The sequence below is a fragment of the Hamadaea sp. genome (assembly GCF_013362815.1).
Taxonomy (GTDB): Bacteria; Actinomycetota; Actinomycetes; order Mycobacteriales; family Micromonosporaceae; genus Hamadaea.
Genome location: NZ_JABFVK010000020.1, coordinates 43,657 through 60,623, shown reverse-complemented (window position 1 = coordinate 60,623; position 16,967 = coordinate 43,657). Strand labels below are relative to the sequence as shown.

Annotated in this window: 14 protein-coding genes; 7 read left to right on the top strand and 7 right to left on the bottom strand. The window is 68.9% G+C overall.

Features of this window, described 5'->3' with window-relative positions; translation table 11 throughout:
- Nucleotides 1-15 precede the first annotated feature (15 nt).
- From HOV77_RS12525 to HOV77_RS12515, 3 genes are read right to left on the bottom strand one after another with little or no spacing between them, the layout of a single operon-like run.
- Nucleotides 16-1,014 (bottom strand): ABC transporter permease, encoded by a 999-nt coding sequence (locus tag HOV77_RS12525; RefSeq protein WP_290861611.1) that lies wholly within the window; start codon nt 1,012-1,014, stop codon nt 16-18.
- Nucleotides 1,011-1,892, bottom strand: coding sequence for an ABC transporter ATP-binding protein (locus HOV77_RS12520; RefSeq protein WP_290861610.1), 882 nt, complete (start codon nt 1,890-1,892; stop codon nt 1,011-1,013). The genes HOV77_RS12525 and HOV77_RS12520 overlap by 4 nt, the downstream gene beginning before the upstream one ends.
- A complete protein-coding gene (locus HOV77_RS12515; RefSeq protein WP_290861608.1) occupies nt 1,889-2,278 on the bottom strand; it encodes a GntR family transcriptional regulator in 390 nt (129 codons plus the stop codon). The genes HOV77_RS12520 and HOV77_RS12515 overlap by 4 nt, the downstream gene beginning before the upstream one ends.
- A 127-nt stretch (nt 2,279-2,405) precedes the next feature.
- On the opposite strand from HOV77_RS12515, the gene HOV77_RS12510 reads away from it, so the two are divergent.
- The 3 genes from HOV77_RS12510 (at nt 2,406) to HOV77_RS12500 (ending at nt 7,802) form a co-directional block, all read left to right on the top strand.
- Nucleotides 2,406-3,386, top strand: a complete 981-nt coding sequence (locus HOV77_RS12510; protein WP_290861605.1) for an aldo/keto reductase — start codon at nt 2,406-2,408, stop codon at nt 3,384-3,386.
- Between the two features lie 649 nt (nt 3,387-4,035).
- On the top strand, nt 4,036-4,611 hold the full coding sequence (gene hpt / locus HOV77_RS12505; RefSeq protein WP_290861603.1) for a hypoxanthine phosphoribosyltransferase: 576 nt from the start codon (nt 4,036-4,038) through the stop codon (nt 4,609-4,611).
- 68 nt (nt 4,612-4,679) lie between these two features.
- Nucleotides 4,680-7,802 (top strand): BTAD domain-containing putative transcriptional regulator, encoded by a 3,123-nt coding sequence (locus HOV77_RS12500; RefSeq protein WP_290861601.1) that lies wholly within the window; start codon nt 4,680-4,682, stop codon nt 7,800-7,802.
- Here the strand turns inward: HOV77_RS12500 and HOV77_RS12495 are convergent.
- From HOV77_RS12495 to HOV77_RS12485, 3 genes are all read right to left on the bottom strand, one after another.
- On the bottom strand, nt 7,792-8,307 hold the full coding sequence (locus HOV77_RS12495; protein ID WP_290861599.1) for a hypothetical protein: 516 nt from the start codon (nt 8,305-8,307) through the stop codon (nt 7,792-7,794). The two genes, HOV77_RS12500 and HOV77_RS12495, sit on opposite strands and share 11 nt — an antisense overlap.
- Before the next feature lie 170 nt (nt 8,308-8,477).
- Nucleotides 8,478-9,659: an MFS transporter gene (locus HOV77_RS12490; protein WP_290861597.1), complete on the bottom strand. Its 1,182-nt coding sequence runs from the start codon at nt 9,657-9,659 to the stop codon at nt 8,478-8,480.
- A gap of 148 nt (nt 9,660-9,807) precedes the next feature.
- The gene (locus HOV77_RS12485) at nt 9,808-10,308 is read right to left on the bottom strand and encodes a hypothetical protein (RefSeq protein WP_290861595.1); all 501 of its coding nucleotides are present in this window, start codon (nt 10,306-10,308) and stop codon (nt 9,808-9,810) included.
- Nucleotides 10,309-10,569: 261 nt separating this feature from the next.
- Here HOV77_RS12485 and HOV77_RS12480 point away from each other — a divergent pair, with 261 nt between their 5' ends.
- The 3 genes from HOV77_RS12480 (at nt 10,570) to HOV77_RS12470 (ending at nt 13,271) form a co-directional block, all read left to right on the top strand.
- Nucleotides 10,570-11,058 (top strand): SigE family RNA polymerase sigma factor, encoded by a 489-nt coding sequence (locus tag HOV77_RS12480; RefSeq protein ID WP_290861593.1) that lies wholly within the window; start codon nt 10,570-10,572, stop codon nt 11,056-11,058.
- Nucleotides 11,048-12,499 carry a hypothetical protein gene (locus HOV77_RS12475; protein ID WP_290861591.1) on the top strand — a complete coding sequence of 484 codons (1,452 nt, stop codon included), beginning with the start codon at nt 11,048-11,050 and terminating at the stop codon, nt 12,497-12,499. Before HOV77_RS12480 ends, HOV77_RS12475 begins: the two co-directional genes overlap by 11 nt.
- A 61-nt stretch (nt 12,500-12,560) precedes the next feature.
- Nucleotides 12,561-13,271, top strand: coding sequence for a phosphatase PAP2 family protein (locus HOV77_RS12470; RefSeq protein WP_290861589.1), 711 nt, complete (start codon nt 12,561-12,563; stop codon nt 13,269-13,271).
- Here the strand turns inward: HOV77_RS12470 and HOV77_RS12465 are convergent.
- Entirely contained in the window at nt 13,268-15,901 is a 2,634-nt protein-coding gene (locus HOV77_RS12465; RefSeq protein ID WP_290861728.1) for a LuxR family transcriptional regulator, read from the bottom strand. The genes HOV77_RS12470 and HOV77_RS12465 overlap by 4 nt on opposite strands.
- A gap of 222 nt (nt 15,902-16,123) precedes the next feature.
- Between HOV77_RS12465 and HOV77_RS12460 the strand changes: the two genes are divergently transcribed.
- Nucleotides 16,124-16,903: an alpha/beta hydrolase gene (locus HOV77_RS12460; protein ID WP_290861587.1), complete on the top strand. Its 780-nt coding sequence runs from the start codon at nt 16,124-16,126 to the stop codon at nt 16,901-16,903.
- Nucleotides 16,904-16,967: the final 64 nt, after the last annotated feature.

Here is a 16,967-nt window from a genome sequence, read left to right as displayed (position 1 = left end):
CTGGGACAGTCCTATTTAGACGATGCGGCGGCGAACCCACCAGAAGCAGAACGCGCCCAGCAGAACCGACAGCCCGATGAAGACGCCGGCCTCGGCCCACTGCAACGGCCAGAAGTGACTGGTGGGGTGATATAGCAGATCCTGCCGCAGATTGAGCGAGCCCAGCCAGGCCTGGCACTTGGAGAGCGGGGCCTCGGGACCGCACACCGACAGGTCGGCCGGACCGGTGAAGGTGCTGCCGTCGCTCAGGATCGTCTTGTTCGCGACTGTCCAGGCGTTCTCGGTCTCGGCCGCGGTGACCGTCATCTGGCCGGTGTCGGGGCTGAGCGACAGGCCCTGGATCTTGTCGGCGTTCAAGGCGATCGTCTCGTGAACCGGCGAGATCAGGTGCGCCCGAATCCACAGTGGCATGGCCACCACTGCGCCTATGTAGACCGCGAGGGTCACCGCGATCGCAGGCACCACTTTCCGCAGGAGCATGCCGGCGGTCACGCCGAGCACGAAGGCGAACAACGCGTACGCGACGGGGACGACGCCGCGCGATCCGAAGAGCAGCGGAATCATCCGGTCCTGCGACGCCGAGTCGATGCGCTGGGACCACATCGTGACCGCCCAGCTGAGCAAGCCCGTCGAGCCGACCGACAGCGCCGCGCCCGCCGCGAGCTTCATCGCGAGCCAACGGGTGCGGGTCACCGACTGATTCCACACCAGACGGTGGGTACCGCTCTCGAGTTCCCGGGCGATCATCGGCGCGCCGCCGAAGATGCCGAGCAACAGGGGCAGCAGATACATCGCGCCGACTGCGGCCAAGTACGCGGGGAACGCCGTGCTGGCTTCGAACTGGACCAGGAAGGTGGAGATCGCGCCTTCACAGTCACTTTTGCAGACCGCCACCGGGGCGTACAGGCTGGTGATCGTGCTTATGGTGGCCAGCAGCAGGACGCCGAGCGCGGCCAGGGCCACCGCGGTGATCATGGTTTGGGTGCGGGTCTGCCGCCAGGTGAACCAGATCATCGGACGGCCTCCTCGGCGACGCGGGACGTGGCCTGGGCCATATAGGCGAGGACCAGGTCTTCCAGGCTGAGCTGCTCGACGGCGAACGGCCCGTCGAGCGGGACGTCGGCGCGGACGATGAGGGTGGACTGTCGTTCGACGTGACTTTCCTCGATGACCTGTACGCCGGGCGGCAGGTCGGCGAGGTCGGTACGCAGCCCGACGAGCCGGAAGTGGCCCGCGAGCAGGTCATCCACGTCGCCGGCGACCCGGATCTGCGAGGCGACCAGCACGATCAGGTAGTCGCAGACACGCTCCAGATCGGACACCAGATGTGAGGACATGATGACGCTCGCCTTGTGCTCGGCGGTGAAGCTCATCAGTCCTTTGAGGAACTCGCGGCGGGCCATCGGATCGAGACTGGCCACCGGTTCGTCGAGGATCAGCAGCTCCGGCTGCTTCGCGATGGCGAGCGTGAGGGCCAGCTGAGCCCGCTGACCACCCGACAGCTTGCCGGCTTTCTGCTGGGGGTTCAGGCCGATCTGGGCGACGCGCTCCTGTGCGGTCGCCTGGTCCCACCGCGGATTCGTGGACGCGCCGAACCTCAGGTGCTCGGCGACGGAGAGGTTCGCGTAGGTCGGCGTGTCCTGCGCGACGAAACCGACTTTGGCCAGTTGCTCTGAACCAGTCGCCGGCTTTCCGCCGAGGACCTCGATGGAGCCCGCCGTGGGGAGCAGCATGCCCGCCGCCAGCTGGAGCAGCGTGGTCTTGCCGGCGCCGTTCGGGCCGACGAGCCCGACGACCCGCCCGGCCGGGATGTCGAGAGTGCAGTCGGACAGGGCCAGATGCCGCCCATATCGCTTGGTCAGACCCACTGCCTTGAGCGCGGGTTCGGTCATGGGGACTCCTCCGTGGGGGTGCGGACAGTGGTCGCGATGATCGCCTCGATGCTCTCGTCGTCCAGCCCGGCCGCGCGCGCCTTCTCCAGCCAGGCCCGCAACTCCTTGCGCAGCGACTCGTGCGCGGCCAGCGACTCGTCGGCCAGGGTGCGTACGACGAACGTGCCCACGCCCGGCCGGGCCGCCACGAGCCCTTGGTACTCGAGTTCGCGGTACGCCTTGAAGACCGTGTTCGGGTTGATCGCCACCTTGGCGACCACCTCCTTGACCGTCGGCAGCCGATCGCCCTCCACCAGGAGGCCGAGCCGCAACGCCTGCCGCACCTGCTGGATCAACTGCAGATAGGGCGCTACGCCGGAACGACCGTCAAGGTGGAACTCCATCATCGTGACGCCTCGTTTCACTAGATGCCTAGTACTATAGGAATGACCCCCCGGTGGGCGTCAACCCCCGATTGTTTCGTCCCGCCTTCGGCTTGACCTAGAGCGGGCTCTAGGTGCGAAGGTCGTTCGCATGACTCACGCAAGGCACTTGGTGCTCGGGGCGATGATGTTCGGTACCACCGTCGACGAGCAGACCTCGTTCGCGCTGCTCGACCGGTTCGTCGAGCGCGGTGGCGTGTGGATCGACACGGCCGACTGCTACGCGTTCTGGGCCAGCGAGTCCGGCCACGGCGGCGACAGCGAACGCGTACTGGGACGATGGCTGGCTGCTCGGCCCGGCGTACGCGATCGGGTGCGCATCGCGACGAAGCTCGGCGCGGAACCTCTTTCCCCCGGTTCCTGGCCCGAAGGCCGCCAAGGACTGTCACCCGCAGCGGTGAAGACGGCGTTCGCGGGTTCGCTGGACCGGCTCGGGATCGACCGCGTCGACCTCCTTTGGCTGCATCAGGAAGACCGCTCCGTGTCCATTGAGGACACCGTCGGTGCGCTGGCCGAGCTGCCCGCCGACCGGTTCGGCGTCTCCAACCACCCGGCGTGGCTGGTCGAACGCGGCCGGGCGTACGCCCGCACGATCGGGGCGAAGCCGTTCGACGCGCTGCAGCTCAACGCCACCTACCTGCGGCCGCGGCCGGGCACTTTGCCGCCCGGCGTCTCGCACCGCTTCGGCGTACTCAGCGATGAGCAGGCCGACTATGCCGCCTCGCATGGGATGGACGTGTGGGCTTACACGCCGTTGTTGTCCGGGGCGTACGACAACCCGGAGAAGGAAATCCCTTCGGTGTACGACCATCCCGGCAACAGTCTTCGGCTACGTGTGTTGGACGAGGTTGCGGGGGAGGTGGGCGCGGCGCGTGGTCAGGTGGTGCTCGCCTGGCTGCTCGGACGCGGGCTCACGCCGATGCTCGGTGGGAGCAAGCTTTACCAGCTCGACAGCGCGTTCGACGGTGTCTCGCTGGAGTTGAGCGCCTCGCAACTGGCTCGGCTTGACGCCGTCGACCGCGCCGAGTGGGCCTCGCCCTACCCGGGCGCTTCGCTGGACGCGGCGGCTTAGTTGGACGCGGGCGCTTCGCTCGACGGGGCCGCTTCGCTCGGCGGGCCCGGGGCTCGGTGTGACGTTACGCAGGTTTCCCGCGCCCCGATACCTGCACAACGTCACAGTGAACGCAGTCCGGCCACCTCGTCGCCCGTCGGCCGGTCTCTGGCGCGCACCGCGCTCGGCGTCGAAGGTGGGAACTCAGCGCGTTACGTGCCCGGGCCGGTGGCGACAAGCGGTGCGTCGCCGTAGAAACTCCTAGATCAAGGCTGCCGTGATCAAGTGCCCTGGACCTGCGATCTGTGGCCCGATTCGTAGATCCAGTACCCGTCATCAGCGTTGAGAGCCCGTTTTCCGCTGACCACCGGCACTTGATCTACGAAAAAGGCGTCTCAACGCTGACCATGGGCACATGATCAAGGGCTGGGGCTGCCTCGCCTCGCGGCAGCGCGCCCATGATCGTCGGCTTCCGACATTCATCGCACAAAAACGCCCATGATTGTCGGCTTCCGACGATCATGCCGTGGGAGCCTGCCGTGAGCACTCGCGCGGCGGCCGGCGGGGCGAGGAAAGGAGCGGGCGGGCGCGCTGCCCTGCTGGTGCGGGCGCAGTGGATCTCTGAGACGCTGTAGCAGCCCGTGGCACCCCGACCTGGCGAGGTTGACTGATGAACCACCACCACGTTGCGTCCGATCTTGCGGAGATCCTGTTCAGCGAGGAGCAGATCCTCACTCGCGTACGCGAAATGGCAGAGGAGATCGAACGGGATTTCACCGGACGGGACCTGGTGGTGATCGGGGTGCTGGGCGGCGCCGCGATGGTCACCGTCGACCTGGCCCGGGCGTTCGACCGGCACGTCGAGATCGCGTGGATGGCGGTCCGGTCCTACGGTTCGGGCGTGCACTCCTCAGGATCGGTACGCCTCCTGAAGGACATCGACGTCGACATCACCGGGCGGCACGTACTGATCGTGGATGGCGTGATGGACACCGGGCTCACCGCTTCGTGGGTCACCTCGAATCTGCGTTCGCGGGGTGCGGCGAGCCTCGCGTTCTGCACGCTGTTCCGTAAGCCGAAAGCGCCGCGCAATCAGGAGGCAGTGCAGTATGTGGGCTTCGACGTCCCCGAGGGCATGATCGTCGGATACGGCTTGGACTTCGACGGCCGCTATCGCAATCTGCGCGAGTGCGCCGTTCTCGCCCCGCACGTCTACTCGGCGACCTCGGCGACCGCCGAAGTCTGATCACCGAGGAGCAGGCATACCGATAGGCGGCGAAGATGGTCGGCCGTCCATGCGGAAGGATCAACCAGGTGCGGATTGGGTTGCTTGGGCCGTTCGAGGTGCGAACCGGCGACGGCGTACCGGTGGAAGTGCCGGGCGCGCGGCTGCGTGCGCTGCTGGCGGCGCTCGCTCTCGAACCGGGGCGCGTCGTCACCCGGGCTCGGCTGGTCGACTGGATCTGGGGCGAGGAGTCGCCGGCCGACGCCGCGAACGCCTTGCAGGTGCTCGTCTCCCGGCTGCGCCGGGTGCTGCCGGAGGGCTCGATCGAGGCGAAGTCCGGGGGATACCGGCTGGTCGCCGAGGCGGAAGCGGTGGATGTCAGCCGGTTCGAGCGGCTCGTCAACGAGGCCCGCACCGCCGACGACCCCGTACGCGTAGACCTGCTCCGTTCGGCGTTGGATCTGTGGCGCGGGACCGCGATGGAAGGCATCGCGTTGCTCGGCAGCAAGGCTTTCGACAACACCGTCTCCGGGTTGAGCGAACGCCATCTGGCTGTCCTCGGTGACCGCGTCGACGCCGAGATCCGGCTCGGCCGGGGCGCTCATCTCGTCTCGGAACTGACCGAGCTGGTGGCGACGTATCCGCTGCGGGAGGGCTTCGTCGCGGCGTTGATGCGAGCGCTGGCCGAGGCGGGCCGGGGCGCCGAGGCGTTGACGGTTTACCAGCAGTTGTCCGAGCGGCTGGGGGAGGAGCTCGGCGTCGATCCCTCGGCCGACTTGTCCGCCCTGAACACCGCGGTGTTGCGCGGCGAGATCGGAGGCCGGGCGGAGAACCGCCGCACGAATCTGCGCGCCGAGCTGACCTCGTTCGTCGGCAAGGACGACGACGTCGCGGCGGTCGCCGAGCTTGCGGCCCGGCATCGGCTGGTCACCGTGACGGGTGCCGGCGGTTCCGGCAAGACGCGGCTGGCCACCGAGGTCGCGCGGCGGATGCTCGGCGATCTGCCCGATGGCGCTTGGCTCGTCGAACTCGCCTCGCTTCAGGCGGGCGCCGAACTCGCGCAGGCGGTGCTCACGGCGATCGGGCTGCGCGATCAGTCGCCCGCCGCGGCCTCCGGCGGCGACGCCGTGGATCGGCTGGTCGCCGCGGTGCGTGACCGCGTGATGCTGCTGGTCCTCGACAACTGCGAGCACATGATCGAGGCCGTCTCCGAGTTCGCCGACCGGCTCCTCGGCGAGTGCCGCCGACTGCGGATCGTGGCCACAAGCCGGGAGCCCCTGGGCATCACCGGCGAGGCCCTGCGGCAGGTCGAGCCGCTCGCGCTGCCCGCGCCGGGCGCAAGCTCCGCGCAGATCGGCGATTCGGCGGCGGTACGCCTTCTGCGCGACCGAGCCGATGCGGTACGCCGTGACGTCGGTTCGGACGAACAGACGCTGGCGACGATGGCCCGCATATGCCGGGCGCTGGACGGTATGCCGTTGGCCATCGAGCTGGCGGCGGCTCGGCTGCGTACCATGTCGGTCGAGCAGCTGGCCGATCGGCTCGACGACCGTTTTCACCTGCTCACAGGGGGCAGCCGGACGGCGCTGGCCCGGCACCGCACACTGCGCGCGGTGGTGGACTGGAGCTGGGATCTGCTGAGCGAGGCCGAACGGGACCTGCTGCGCAGGCTGTCGGTGTTCTCCGGCGGAGTGAGTCTGGAAGCGGCCGAACACGTCTGCGGCAATGCCTCCGACGCGTTCGACCTGCTGACCGCGCTGACGGAGAAGTCCCTGCTGTACTCGTACGGCGAAGGCGCGCCGCGCTATCGCATGCTCAACACCATCCGGGAGTACGCCGCCCAGCGCCTCGCCGAGGCGGGTGAGGTGGAATCCGCCCGTCGTGCGTACCTCATGTTCATTATCGAGCTGGCCGAGACCGCGGACCCGCACCTGCGCCGGGGCGAGCAGCTGGAGTGGCTCGCGGTCCTGGAGGCCGAGCACGACAACATCAGCGCGGCCCTGCGCCTCGCGATCGCCGAGGGCTGGGCCGAGGAGGCGATGCGGCTGGCCGGGGCGGCGGGTTGGTACTGGTTCCTCAGTGGACACCGAGCCGAGGGGACGGAGCTGTGTGTCGCGGCGGCGTCGTTGCCCGGCGAGGTCTCCGATGAGGTACGCGCATTGGCGTGCACGCTGGTGACGCTGTTCGTGAGCTCCGGCGCAGGTGGTGACCAATATCAGGCTCAGGACTGGATCGTGCAGGCGTACGAGGCGGCCGAGCGCAGCGGCTATCAGCATCCGCTGCTCGGGTTCGCCCGGCCGCTCGAACGGATGCTGCGCGAGCCGACCGACTTCCTGCCCGCGTTCGACTCGGTGGTCGCCGACGCCGATCCGTGGGTACGCGCCCAGGCCCGGCTGACCCGTAACCGGCTGCGGCTGGCCCTCGGTCAGGATGAGTCGCAAGTGGACGGCGACATCGAGATCGCGCTCGCTGAGTTCCGTACGCTCGGCGACCGCTGGGGCATCTCGGCGGCCCTGACCTTCCTCGCCGATCGGCTCGCGCTGCGTGGCGAGTTCGCCGCCGCGTGCGCGTACTACGACGAATCGGTCGGCGTGCTGCAGGAGGTGGGCGCGAACGAAGAGGTCGTGAGCATCCGAGCCCGGCAGGCGCAGCTGTATCGGCTGCTCGGCGACGAGCCGGCCAGTGCCGCCGCGCTGGCCCAGGCCGAGCGCGCCGCCGACGGCATCACCTGGCCGGACACGCTCGCGGAGGTCACCCTGACTAAGGCCCAGCTGGCCCGGTTGCGCGGCGAGCCGGAACAGGCTCGTGCGCACCTCGCGACGCTTCAGGCCCGCCCCGGGGACGACAGCAGCGGCCTCTTCCTGCTCGCCCAAGACCTGCGCGGTTACCTCGCCGGGAGCCTGGCGGAGGCGCGGGCGTACCGGGCGGAGGCGCTCCACGCCGCGGTCCAGCTCGGCTATCGGCCCATGACCGCGCAGGTGCTGGTCGGGATCGCCGATCTCGCCCTGCGCGAAGGCGACGACGCGCAGGCCGTGCGTCTGGTCGCGGCCGCGGAAGTCCTTCGTGGAATGCCTGATCGTACGCAGACAGACGCCGACCGGATCATGGAAGCGGCGAGCGGCCGCCTCGACGAGTCGGCATTCGCCGAGGCGCTCCGGGACGGTCAGGCCCGGGACTGGCAGGAGCTGGCCGAGCGTACCGTCACGCCGTGAGCTGCCGGGCCGGGTGGACGATGAGGTCACCGTCCAAGCGACGTATGCGTACGTCGCCGTTGGCGTACACGTCGGCTCGTCCGGTCACATGGTCGAGGTGCACCTTGCCGCTGGTCGTCGTCAGGCGCACGTCGTCAGCCCGGTCCACCCGGATGTCTCCGATGGCGGTGGTGAGCCGGCACGAACCGACCACACCCTGGACGAGGTACTCGCCTTCGGCGGTGTCACCGCGTACGTCCGATCCGGTCGGCAGATGGACCAGCACGCGCACCGATCCATAGCGCCTGGGGAACACCGTACGCAGCCTGGGCTGCCGGACATGCAGCCTGCCATCGGCGTACGCGATGACCACCGCCTCGGCCGCCTCGATGTCGAGCCGCCGGGTGGGATCTATCGGATGAACCTCGACCACGGTGTCGGACCGGTCACCGGCGACGAAGCGAATGTCGCCGAGGACGATGTCAACGGTGGCGGTGATCGGCGTCGGGGTCTGGAACGTCGGCATGACGATTGCCTCCTGGCTCGTTGTGGTGTGACCACGATGCGCCGCCGTCCTGTCACCGAGCCGTCTTGCGCCTGTCGCGCCACGGTCGTGGCACGGTCGCGGCGGGTGATCCACATCCCGATCCGTGTCGAAACCGGGCCCCGAATTGACACGGATCGGGATGTCGATCATCACGAGCTAGGAGCGTGGTGGATCACGACGGTCGCGACAAGGACGCAGCCGGCTGCCACGACGAGGATCAGGCCGGGCGCGCCGACCGTCAGCGACCACGCGAACAGTGCGCTAGCGACGATGGGTACGCACATCTCGGCCAACGACCCGAGGCTGGCGAGCGCTCCTTGGACCGTGCCTTGTTCGTCCGGGCCGACGAGGTCGGTGACCCAGGCTTGCAGGGCGGTGCCGGCGATGCTGCCGACGCATCCGGCGGCGATCGCCAGCCAAAGGAGATCGGCTGGCGCGACGGCGAACCCCACGAAGCTGAGCGCTGACGCGAGGGAGGTGAGGACGGCTGCGCCGCGGTGCCCGAGGCGGCGTACGAGTGGGCCGGACAGCCAGGCCGAAGCCGCGGTGCCCACGATCGCGGAGGCGGCCATCAGCAGGCCCACTCGGCTGGTCGGCCAGGCGAACCGGGCGATCATGACGAAGACCCAGATGACTTGATTCGTCATGCGGGCCAGGTCGCCGAGGAACCGCGCCAGCGTGACGCGGCGGAGGGTGGGACGGCGTACCACCATCAGGATGGAGCTGAACGGGTTCGCCACCGACCAGTTTAGGCTGGTCGTGCCGTCGCCGCGCCGCGACTCGGGCAGGATGAGCAGGCCGTACCCGGCGTTGGCGAACGCCAGCGCAGCGGCGGCCAGGAACGGCAGCCGCAGATCAAGATCACCGAGCAGGCCGCCGACGGCGGGTCCGGCGACGAAACCGAGCGAGAACGCGGCTCCGATCAGGCCGAACGCGCGGAGTCGATCCTCGGAGGGGATCACGTCGGCGACGTACGCGTTGACGACGGTCCAGGTTCCGGCGAAGGCTCCGGCCAGGGCGTGAGCGAGTGCGAACAGCCACGGTGCGGAGGCCAGGGCGTGCGCCAGATAATCGACGCCCAGCAGAGTCAGCGAGCCGATGAGGATCGGCCGCCGGCCCCAGCGGTCGGACAGGCGACCGAGCAACGGCACGAACAGGAACTGGAGAACCGGATACCCGGTGTTGATCAGCCCCGACCAGTACGCCGCCGGAGCGGTGCCACCGGAGACCGACGTGAGCAGGGCGGGCACGACGGGCACGACGATGCCGAGGCCGAGCGCGTCGATGAAGATCGTGAGGAGGAGGAACGCCAGAGCGGGCGTACGTCGCATGCGTGTTTCCTTCGGGTGAGTGGGTTTCCCCACCCGCCGGAAGCACGGAGGATTAACGTATCAACCGCGTCAAATAGTTTTCGATGGATGTTTCGCCTCGTCTTGGCAATGTCGCCGGAGGCGGGATGGCCGCCTCCGGCGAGCGAGGTCAGAGCCGTCCGACGGCCTTCTCGGCCAGCTGCTTCGACGCGGCGACCGTGTCGTCGGCGGTGGTCGCCGAGACCGACAGCGTCAGATACTGGCCCTTCGCCCAGACGTGGGTCTGGCCGATCGCCTGGTTCTGGAAGGTGTACGCGACGTCGCCCAGCCCTTCGACCTTCACCGCGCGATCGCCCAGCACCGTCTTCATGACCGCGGCGTCGAAGGTGCCCGGCTCTACGGCGATCTGCGCCAGCTTGGTGCCATTGGTGTACACGCACTCCTTGGCGGACTGCTTCGACGGCTTCGGTGAATCCGCTCCGAGCAGACCCGCCACGTCAGCCGGGGTCAGCAGATCACAGGCCTTGACCTTGCCCGCCTTGGCGTCCTTGCCCGTGGAGGCCGCCGGGCCGCTCCCCGAGCCGGTGGTCGTCGAGTCGTCGCCGCAGCCGCTCGCACCCGCCGCGAGCGCCACCGCGATCACTGCCGCGGCCATCCAACGCTTTGCCATCTCAAAACTCTCCTAGGGCTGGGAACACTGGCCTGAAACCTAGGGAGTACGCGGATTCGGGGCATCGGGGTGCGTACGGAAATCCGTGGGGGAGACGGACTCCGTACCGGTGTGCGTACCGCGTGCCTGGGTACGGCGCGTGGCTTGCGTACGGCGCGCTCAAAGGATCATGGATGCTCCGCAACCGGGACGGCAGGCCATCCGTGTTTACGTTCGCAACGGCTGAGAGACCGTTCGCAGGCGCGTTGAGAGACGGGGGACATGGACGGCAGCGAGGAGTTCGACGAGTTCTATCGCGGCACCGCCCAGCGTCTGGTGCGGTACGCGTACGGGCTGACGGCGGATCCCGCCGAGGCACAGGATCTCGCGCAGGAGGCGTACGCCCGGGCGTGGCACCACTGGAAACGCGTACGCGCCTACGACCTCCCGGAGGCCTGGCTGCGTACGGTCGTCACCCGGCTGGCCACCGATCGCTGGCGGCGGATCTCCTTGCGGCGTACCCGGCCGCAACCCGTGCTCGAGGCGACACCACCACCAGGCGACGATCGCATGTTCGTGGCGTCGCTCCTCGTCGGGCTACCGCTGGAACAGCGCCGGGCGATGGCGCTGCACTACCTGTCCGACCTCTCCGTCGACCAGGTTGCCGCCGAGATGAAGGCCAACCCCAACACCGTCAAATCGTGGCTGTCCCGGGGCCGCGCCGCACTCGCCGCCCGGCTCGCCGAACAGGGGGAGATCGATGTCTACTGACCTGGACGAGTTCTTCGCCCGTGCGCGGGCCGCCGCCGACTCTGTCTCCATCGCCGACGCTCCCGAGATGCGCCGCCGCGGCGATCGCCGTCGCCGTCGGCAGACGGCGATCATCGTGTTCTCGGTGTTCGCGGTCGTCGTCGCCACCCTGGGCGGCGTCACGCTGACGTCGAGACAGCGTTCGCAGCCACAACCCGGTGACGGTCCACAGCCGATGCCTACAGCGGCACCGTCGGGGTTCAGCTCGCTGCAACGGACCGGCACGGCTCTCACCTTCGGAGCGCCCGGGCGGCAAGGGGACGCGTTGACGCTGGCCGCCTTCGGCAGCGGCTACGTCGCCTGGCATACGCGTACGCCGGACTCGCTTGTGCTGGCCCGCATCGACCTCTGGACGAGCCGGGTCGTCTGGGGGCCGACGACCATCGCCGCCCAGGGAGAGGTGAGCGGGCTGTCCATCGCACGGCACTCCGGCGTACTGATAATGACGTCGGGCATATCCCAGCCGGTGCGGACGACTTTCGTCGACGCCGGATCGGGTGCGGAGTTGTGGCATACCGGGGCGATCTTGTTCGTCGCGGGCGATGTCGTCGTCGCGATCGAGGGTGCCGATCTGATCGGCCGCGACGTCCGGACCGGCAGCCGCCGATGGCGGTATCAGACGACCGCCGCCCGAGCCGACGACGTCCTGCCCAGCGACCTCGCGGCGGCACCGTCTGCCTTCGGCCCGCTCGTCGCGGAGGACGCCACGTGGATCGCGGTGATGAACGCGGCCGGGCAGGTCGATCTCTTCAGCGCGAGCAGGGGATCCGCCGATGAGGGACGGTCCGAGGCGGGCAGGCGCCTCATGGGGATCGGCAGCCGTCTTGCGGGGGCTTCACATGGCGAGGTCTACGTGACGAGCCCAGCAGGTACGCCACTTAAGATCACCGGGATCAACGCCACGGGCAGTCGAGACCTCTACAAAGGAACGTGGACGTCGCAGTCGCCGGTTCCGGTCTCCGTCTGCCTGGACACGTTCCTCTGCTTCATGGAAGGTTCGGAACTGGTCGCCGTGGAAGCTGGCGTCGACCATCCGGCTTGGCGTACGGACCTCGGGTTCGAGCCCCAGGGGCGGGTCACGCAGATCGGCGCCCGATACGTCGTGGCCGGTGGCCGGGTCAGCGACCACACTCAGTACAAGGTCGTCGACCGAGACGGAAGGCTGGTGGCGACCTATGCTCCGGTTCAGGACGACCAGCATGTCGACGTCCTCCGCGACGGTGTGATCCTCGGTCCGCTGGGAACGTCGTCTTCGGCGCGCACATTGCGGTTCGCGGCGATCACGCGCGACGGCGAGATCGGGGAGCTCGGCCAGATTCACGGCACCGGCTTGTGCACCGCGGACGACGAGCACCTGGTGTGCCTCGACGACACCGATATCAGCACGTGGTCGTTCCGATGACCAGATGCAACCCTCGGGGGTGCTTCGCCGTCTAGGACGTATGCACGCCGGACGTGATCGGGTGAAGAAGGCGACGTTCGAGGTCGCCGGGTTGGCGCTCTGGCTCTTCGTGTTCACCCGGGTGCACGACATGCTGGGCAAGGACGCCGCCGCCGCGTACGCCCACGCGCGTACGGTGCAGACCGTTGAACGGGCGCTGCACCTGGACGTCGAACGGGCGGCGAATCGGTGGCTCACCGAGCATCCGATCCTCATCCAGCCTGCGGTCTACCTGTACCGCACGTACTACGTCGTCGTGCTCGGCGTACTGGTGTGGGGGTATCTGCGGCGTTCCGCGGTCTATCCGCAAGTGCGGCGGACTCTAGTCGCGATGACAGCCCTGGTGCTGCCGGTTTACTGGCTCTATCCGTTGGCGCCGCCACGGCTCGCGCTTGCCGGTGTCGTCGACATCGTTTGGGGGCAGTCCACCATGACAATCCACGATGGACAGAACACCTTCTCCGCCATGCCGAGTATGCACGTCGGCTGGTCGTTGTGGAGTGCGTACGCGGTCTGGGTGGCCCTGCGGTCTTCGCATCCGAAGGCGGCCCTGGCGGCCTGGATCTTCCCGTTGCTGATGATCGGCGTCGTGTTCACCACGGCGAACCACTACGTCCTGGACGTCATCGGCAGCATCGTCCTGGTGTCGTGCGCCGTCGGCGTGGCAACGCTGGTCGGTCGCATCCTCGACCGAGTTCGGAGGAATAGAGGCGGCGTCGGGCGACGCGATTAGAGCCGGTCGAGTTCGAGCCGCGCCAACTCCGTCCGGGAGGAGATGCCCAGCTTCGGGAACGCCTTGTACAAGTGCTGCCCGATGGTGCGCGGGCTGAGCAACAGGTGCGCTGCGATGTCCCGGTTCGTCGCGCCGGTTGCCGCGAGGCGTACGACCTGCAATTCCTGAGCGGTCAGCACACTGCCGGGATCGGCGCGACGACGAGTGGGGGTGGCTTCGCCGGAGGCCCGCAGCTCTGCGGCGGCGCGGTCGGCCCACGGCCGGGCTCCGAGCCGATCGAACGCCTCGTTGGCGGCGCGCAGATGCGGCCGGGCTTCGGCCTTGCGACGCCGGCGACGCAGCCATTCGCCGTACGCGAGCTGGGTTCGGGCCTGTTCGTACGGTTGCGGCGCGAGCTTGTGCCAGTCGAGCGCGCGGAGGAAGTCCTCCTCGGAATCGTGCAGGATGCCGTGGCACCGGGCGACGAGGGCCAGCGCCCAGGCCTCGCCCGACAACGCGGTCCATCGTTCGAAGAGCGCCAGCGATTCGCGTACGCATTCCGGCGTGCCGAGGCGTACCGCCGCCTCGACCTCGTCGACCACCACCCGGGTGGCGAAGTGCGACGAGCCGCGGGGCCGGGCCAGGAGACGGTCGAGCGCGGCCTGATCGCGGCCCTGCGTCAGGTCGAGCATGGCCAGCGCCCAGGTCGAGAGCAGGCCCGCGACGGGCAGCTGATGGCGGAGGGCGAGCCGGAGCCCTTCCTCGGCCAACGGCCGGCAGCGCTGCTCGTCTCCCTCGACGGCGGCGAGCCAGGCGAGCAGGCTCGTCGCCGGATGCTGATCGCCGGTGTCGTAGGCGAGCCGAAGTCCTTCCTCGGCGCTGGTCCGGGCGTCGCGATGACGCCCGGCCAGCAGCTGCGAGTACGCGAGATAGTCGAGCACAGCGGGGAGCAGCCGGATGCGACCCTCGGCCCGGCACTGGGCAGCCAGTCCAGTCGACAGCGAAACAGCCAGGTCGAGGCGGCCGGCGACGAAGACGGGATGGGCTGACACTGCCAGTTGGCTCTCGACGTCCTCGGGCGGCGGGCGGCGAAGGAAGTCGCTCACGAGCGGGAAACCGGACTCGAGATTGCGCACGTAGATGTCGGCGAGGCCGCGGGCCAAATCAGGTCGCGGGTCGTCGGCGGGCAGGCCGAGCCGGTCGAGCGCGCTCGCCGCTTCGGTCGTGAAAGGGGCGTCCCCGGTAGGCCAGATGTCGCGTGAGGCGGTCATGAGCATGTTCGCGGCCGACTCCGGATCGATCTCGGCGACGAGCGCCGCGCCGTCGATGAGAATGCGAGCCGAGTGCCGGGACGAACCTTCGCTGAACGCCGCCGCCGATCGCACTCTCGCGAGCCGGGCCAACATCGCGGGATCCCCGGTCAGCCTCTCGGCGCGGTCGCTCAGGGCCACCGCGCGTGCGAACTGACCGGCCTCGCTTGCCGCCGTCGCCGCAGCTACCAGCCGGCGGGCGATCTGCCGCTGATCTTCGCTGAGCTGCGCGGATCGCTCGTAGGCGGTCGCCATGGCCGCGTACCCGAGGCGCGCGCCGGCTCGCTCGGCCGACTCTTCGAGGGCGTCGGCGACCTGGTCGTCCGGGCCGGTTGCGGCCAGTGCCAGATGCCAGGCCCGCCGATCGCCGCTGACGGCCCCGGCCAGCGCGTGATGGATCAAGCGGCGTTGCGACGAGGAGATCATCTGGTACGCCGCGGAGCGCAGCAGAGGATGGCGGAAGCGGATGACACCCCCGGTCACCTTGACGAGCCCGGTCAGCTCGGCCGGTTCGAGCGCGTCGGCGGGAATGCCCAAGGTCGGGGCCGCGGTGAGCACGATGCTCAGCGAGCCGGAATCCTCGGCGGCCGCCACGGCGAGTATGCGTCTCGTGGGTTCGGGGAGCCGGTCGAGCTGGCCGGCGAAGGCGGCCTGGAGCCGGTCGGTGAGTGGGAGCGGTCCGGCGATGTCGAGTTCGCCCTGGTCGGCGGCCTTGGATAGCTCGACGAGGGCGAGTGGGTTGCCGCCGGCCTCGGCGAGCACCGACTCCCGCAGTTCGCTGGGCAGTTCGGCGCTCAGGAGGGATTCGGCGTCCTCGCGGCCGAGCTCGCCGAGACGCAGTTCCGGCAATCCGTTGGTGGGAAAGGAAGGCTCGTCGCGCGCGGCGATCAAGACGGCGATCCCCTCGGACTGGAGCCGTCGCGCCGCGAACAGCAGCGCTGCGGCCGAAGCCTCGTCGACCCACTGGGCGTCATCGACGACTACCAGCAGCGGGCGGTCCTCCGCCAGTTCCGCCAACAGGCTGAGCGTGGCCAGCCCCACGAGGAATTTGTCGGCTTGACCCATCGGGGCCAGCCCGAACGCGCCACGCAGTGCGGCAGTCTGCGGAGCCGGCAGCGTACCGAGCCGGTCGAGAGCGGGCCTGAGCAGCAGGTGCAGCGCGGCGAACGGAAGCTCCACCTCGGTTTCCACGCCGGTGCCCCGCAGCACGTACGCCGCCGAAGCGGTCTGCACGGCGTATTCGAGAAGGGCGGACTTCCCCATCCCGGGATCACCCTTGATCACCAGTACGCCGCTGACCCCGGCCGAAGCGTCGGCCAGGAGCGCCTCGACGGCCTGGATCTCCCGCGCCCACCTCGGAGCATCGCGTATCCCTCATACCTACTCGCGGATCATGCGTCACCTTACTCATTACTTCCGGCCTGGCCGAACCTAGCGTTTCCGACGAGTTCGGGGCGATTGCGATGCCGGCGGCGGCCCCAGCGTCGCCGTGACAGCTCGAAGACGGCCCCATGACAGGACGACGGCCGAACGTAAAGCCATCGACGACGAAGGGAACCCATCATGACCTCGGCTTGGACCGGCATGCTGCCGATCGAGGACACCTCGCTGGCCGTCACCGACACCGGCGGCTCCGGAATCCCCGTGCTCTACCTGAACGGCCAGTTCGCGACCCAGGGCTACTGGAAGCGGGTCATCGCCGAGCTGGGCAACGGCTTCCGGCACATCACGTTCGACGAGCGCGCTCGCGGCAAGTCGAAGACTTCGAAGGACTACTCGTTCGCCGCCGCGCTGCGCGACGTCGAGGCCGTCCTCGACGCTCGGGGCGTCGAGCGGGCGGTCGTCGTGGGCTGGTCCTACGGCGCGTTCGTGGCCGCGCATTGGGCCAGTGCCAACCCCGGCCGGACCCTCGGTGCCGTCCTCGTCGAGGGGGCGGAGCCGTACGACTGGCTGACCGAGGAGGTCGAGCAGCGTATCCGCAAGCTGTTCAAGATGATGCGCCCGATCACGGTGCTGCTGCGCCCGACCGGCCTGACCCCGCGCATGAGCGCCGCGCAGCAGGCCGAGAGCAACATCGAGGTCGGCCAGATCTCCCGCAAGAGCGCGTTGGGGCCGGTGCTGGACGCCATCACCGTGCCGACGCGGTACGTGCTGGGCTCGGGCCGCTCGTTCGGCAGCAAGGGCGACGAACAGGAGATCATCCGAGCCAGCGTCACCGAAGTCCTCGAGCGCAACCCGAACATCAAGGTCAGCGCCAAGGTGCCGAGCAACCACGGCGCGATTCTGAAGAAGGACGCCCCGGCCATCGCCACCGCCATCCGAGAGGTCGCCGCGCTCGGCTGACCCGCGTCCGCGTTGATCATGAACCTAAGGTCCGGCTCCGGGTCGGAGTGGAACCTTAGGTTCA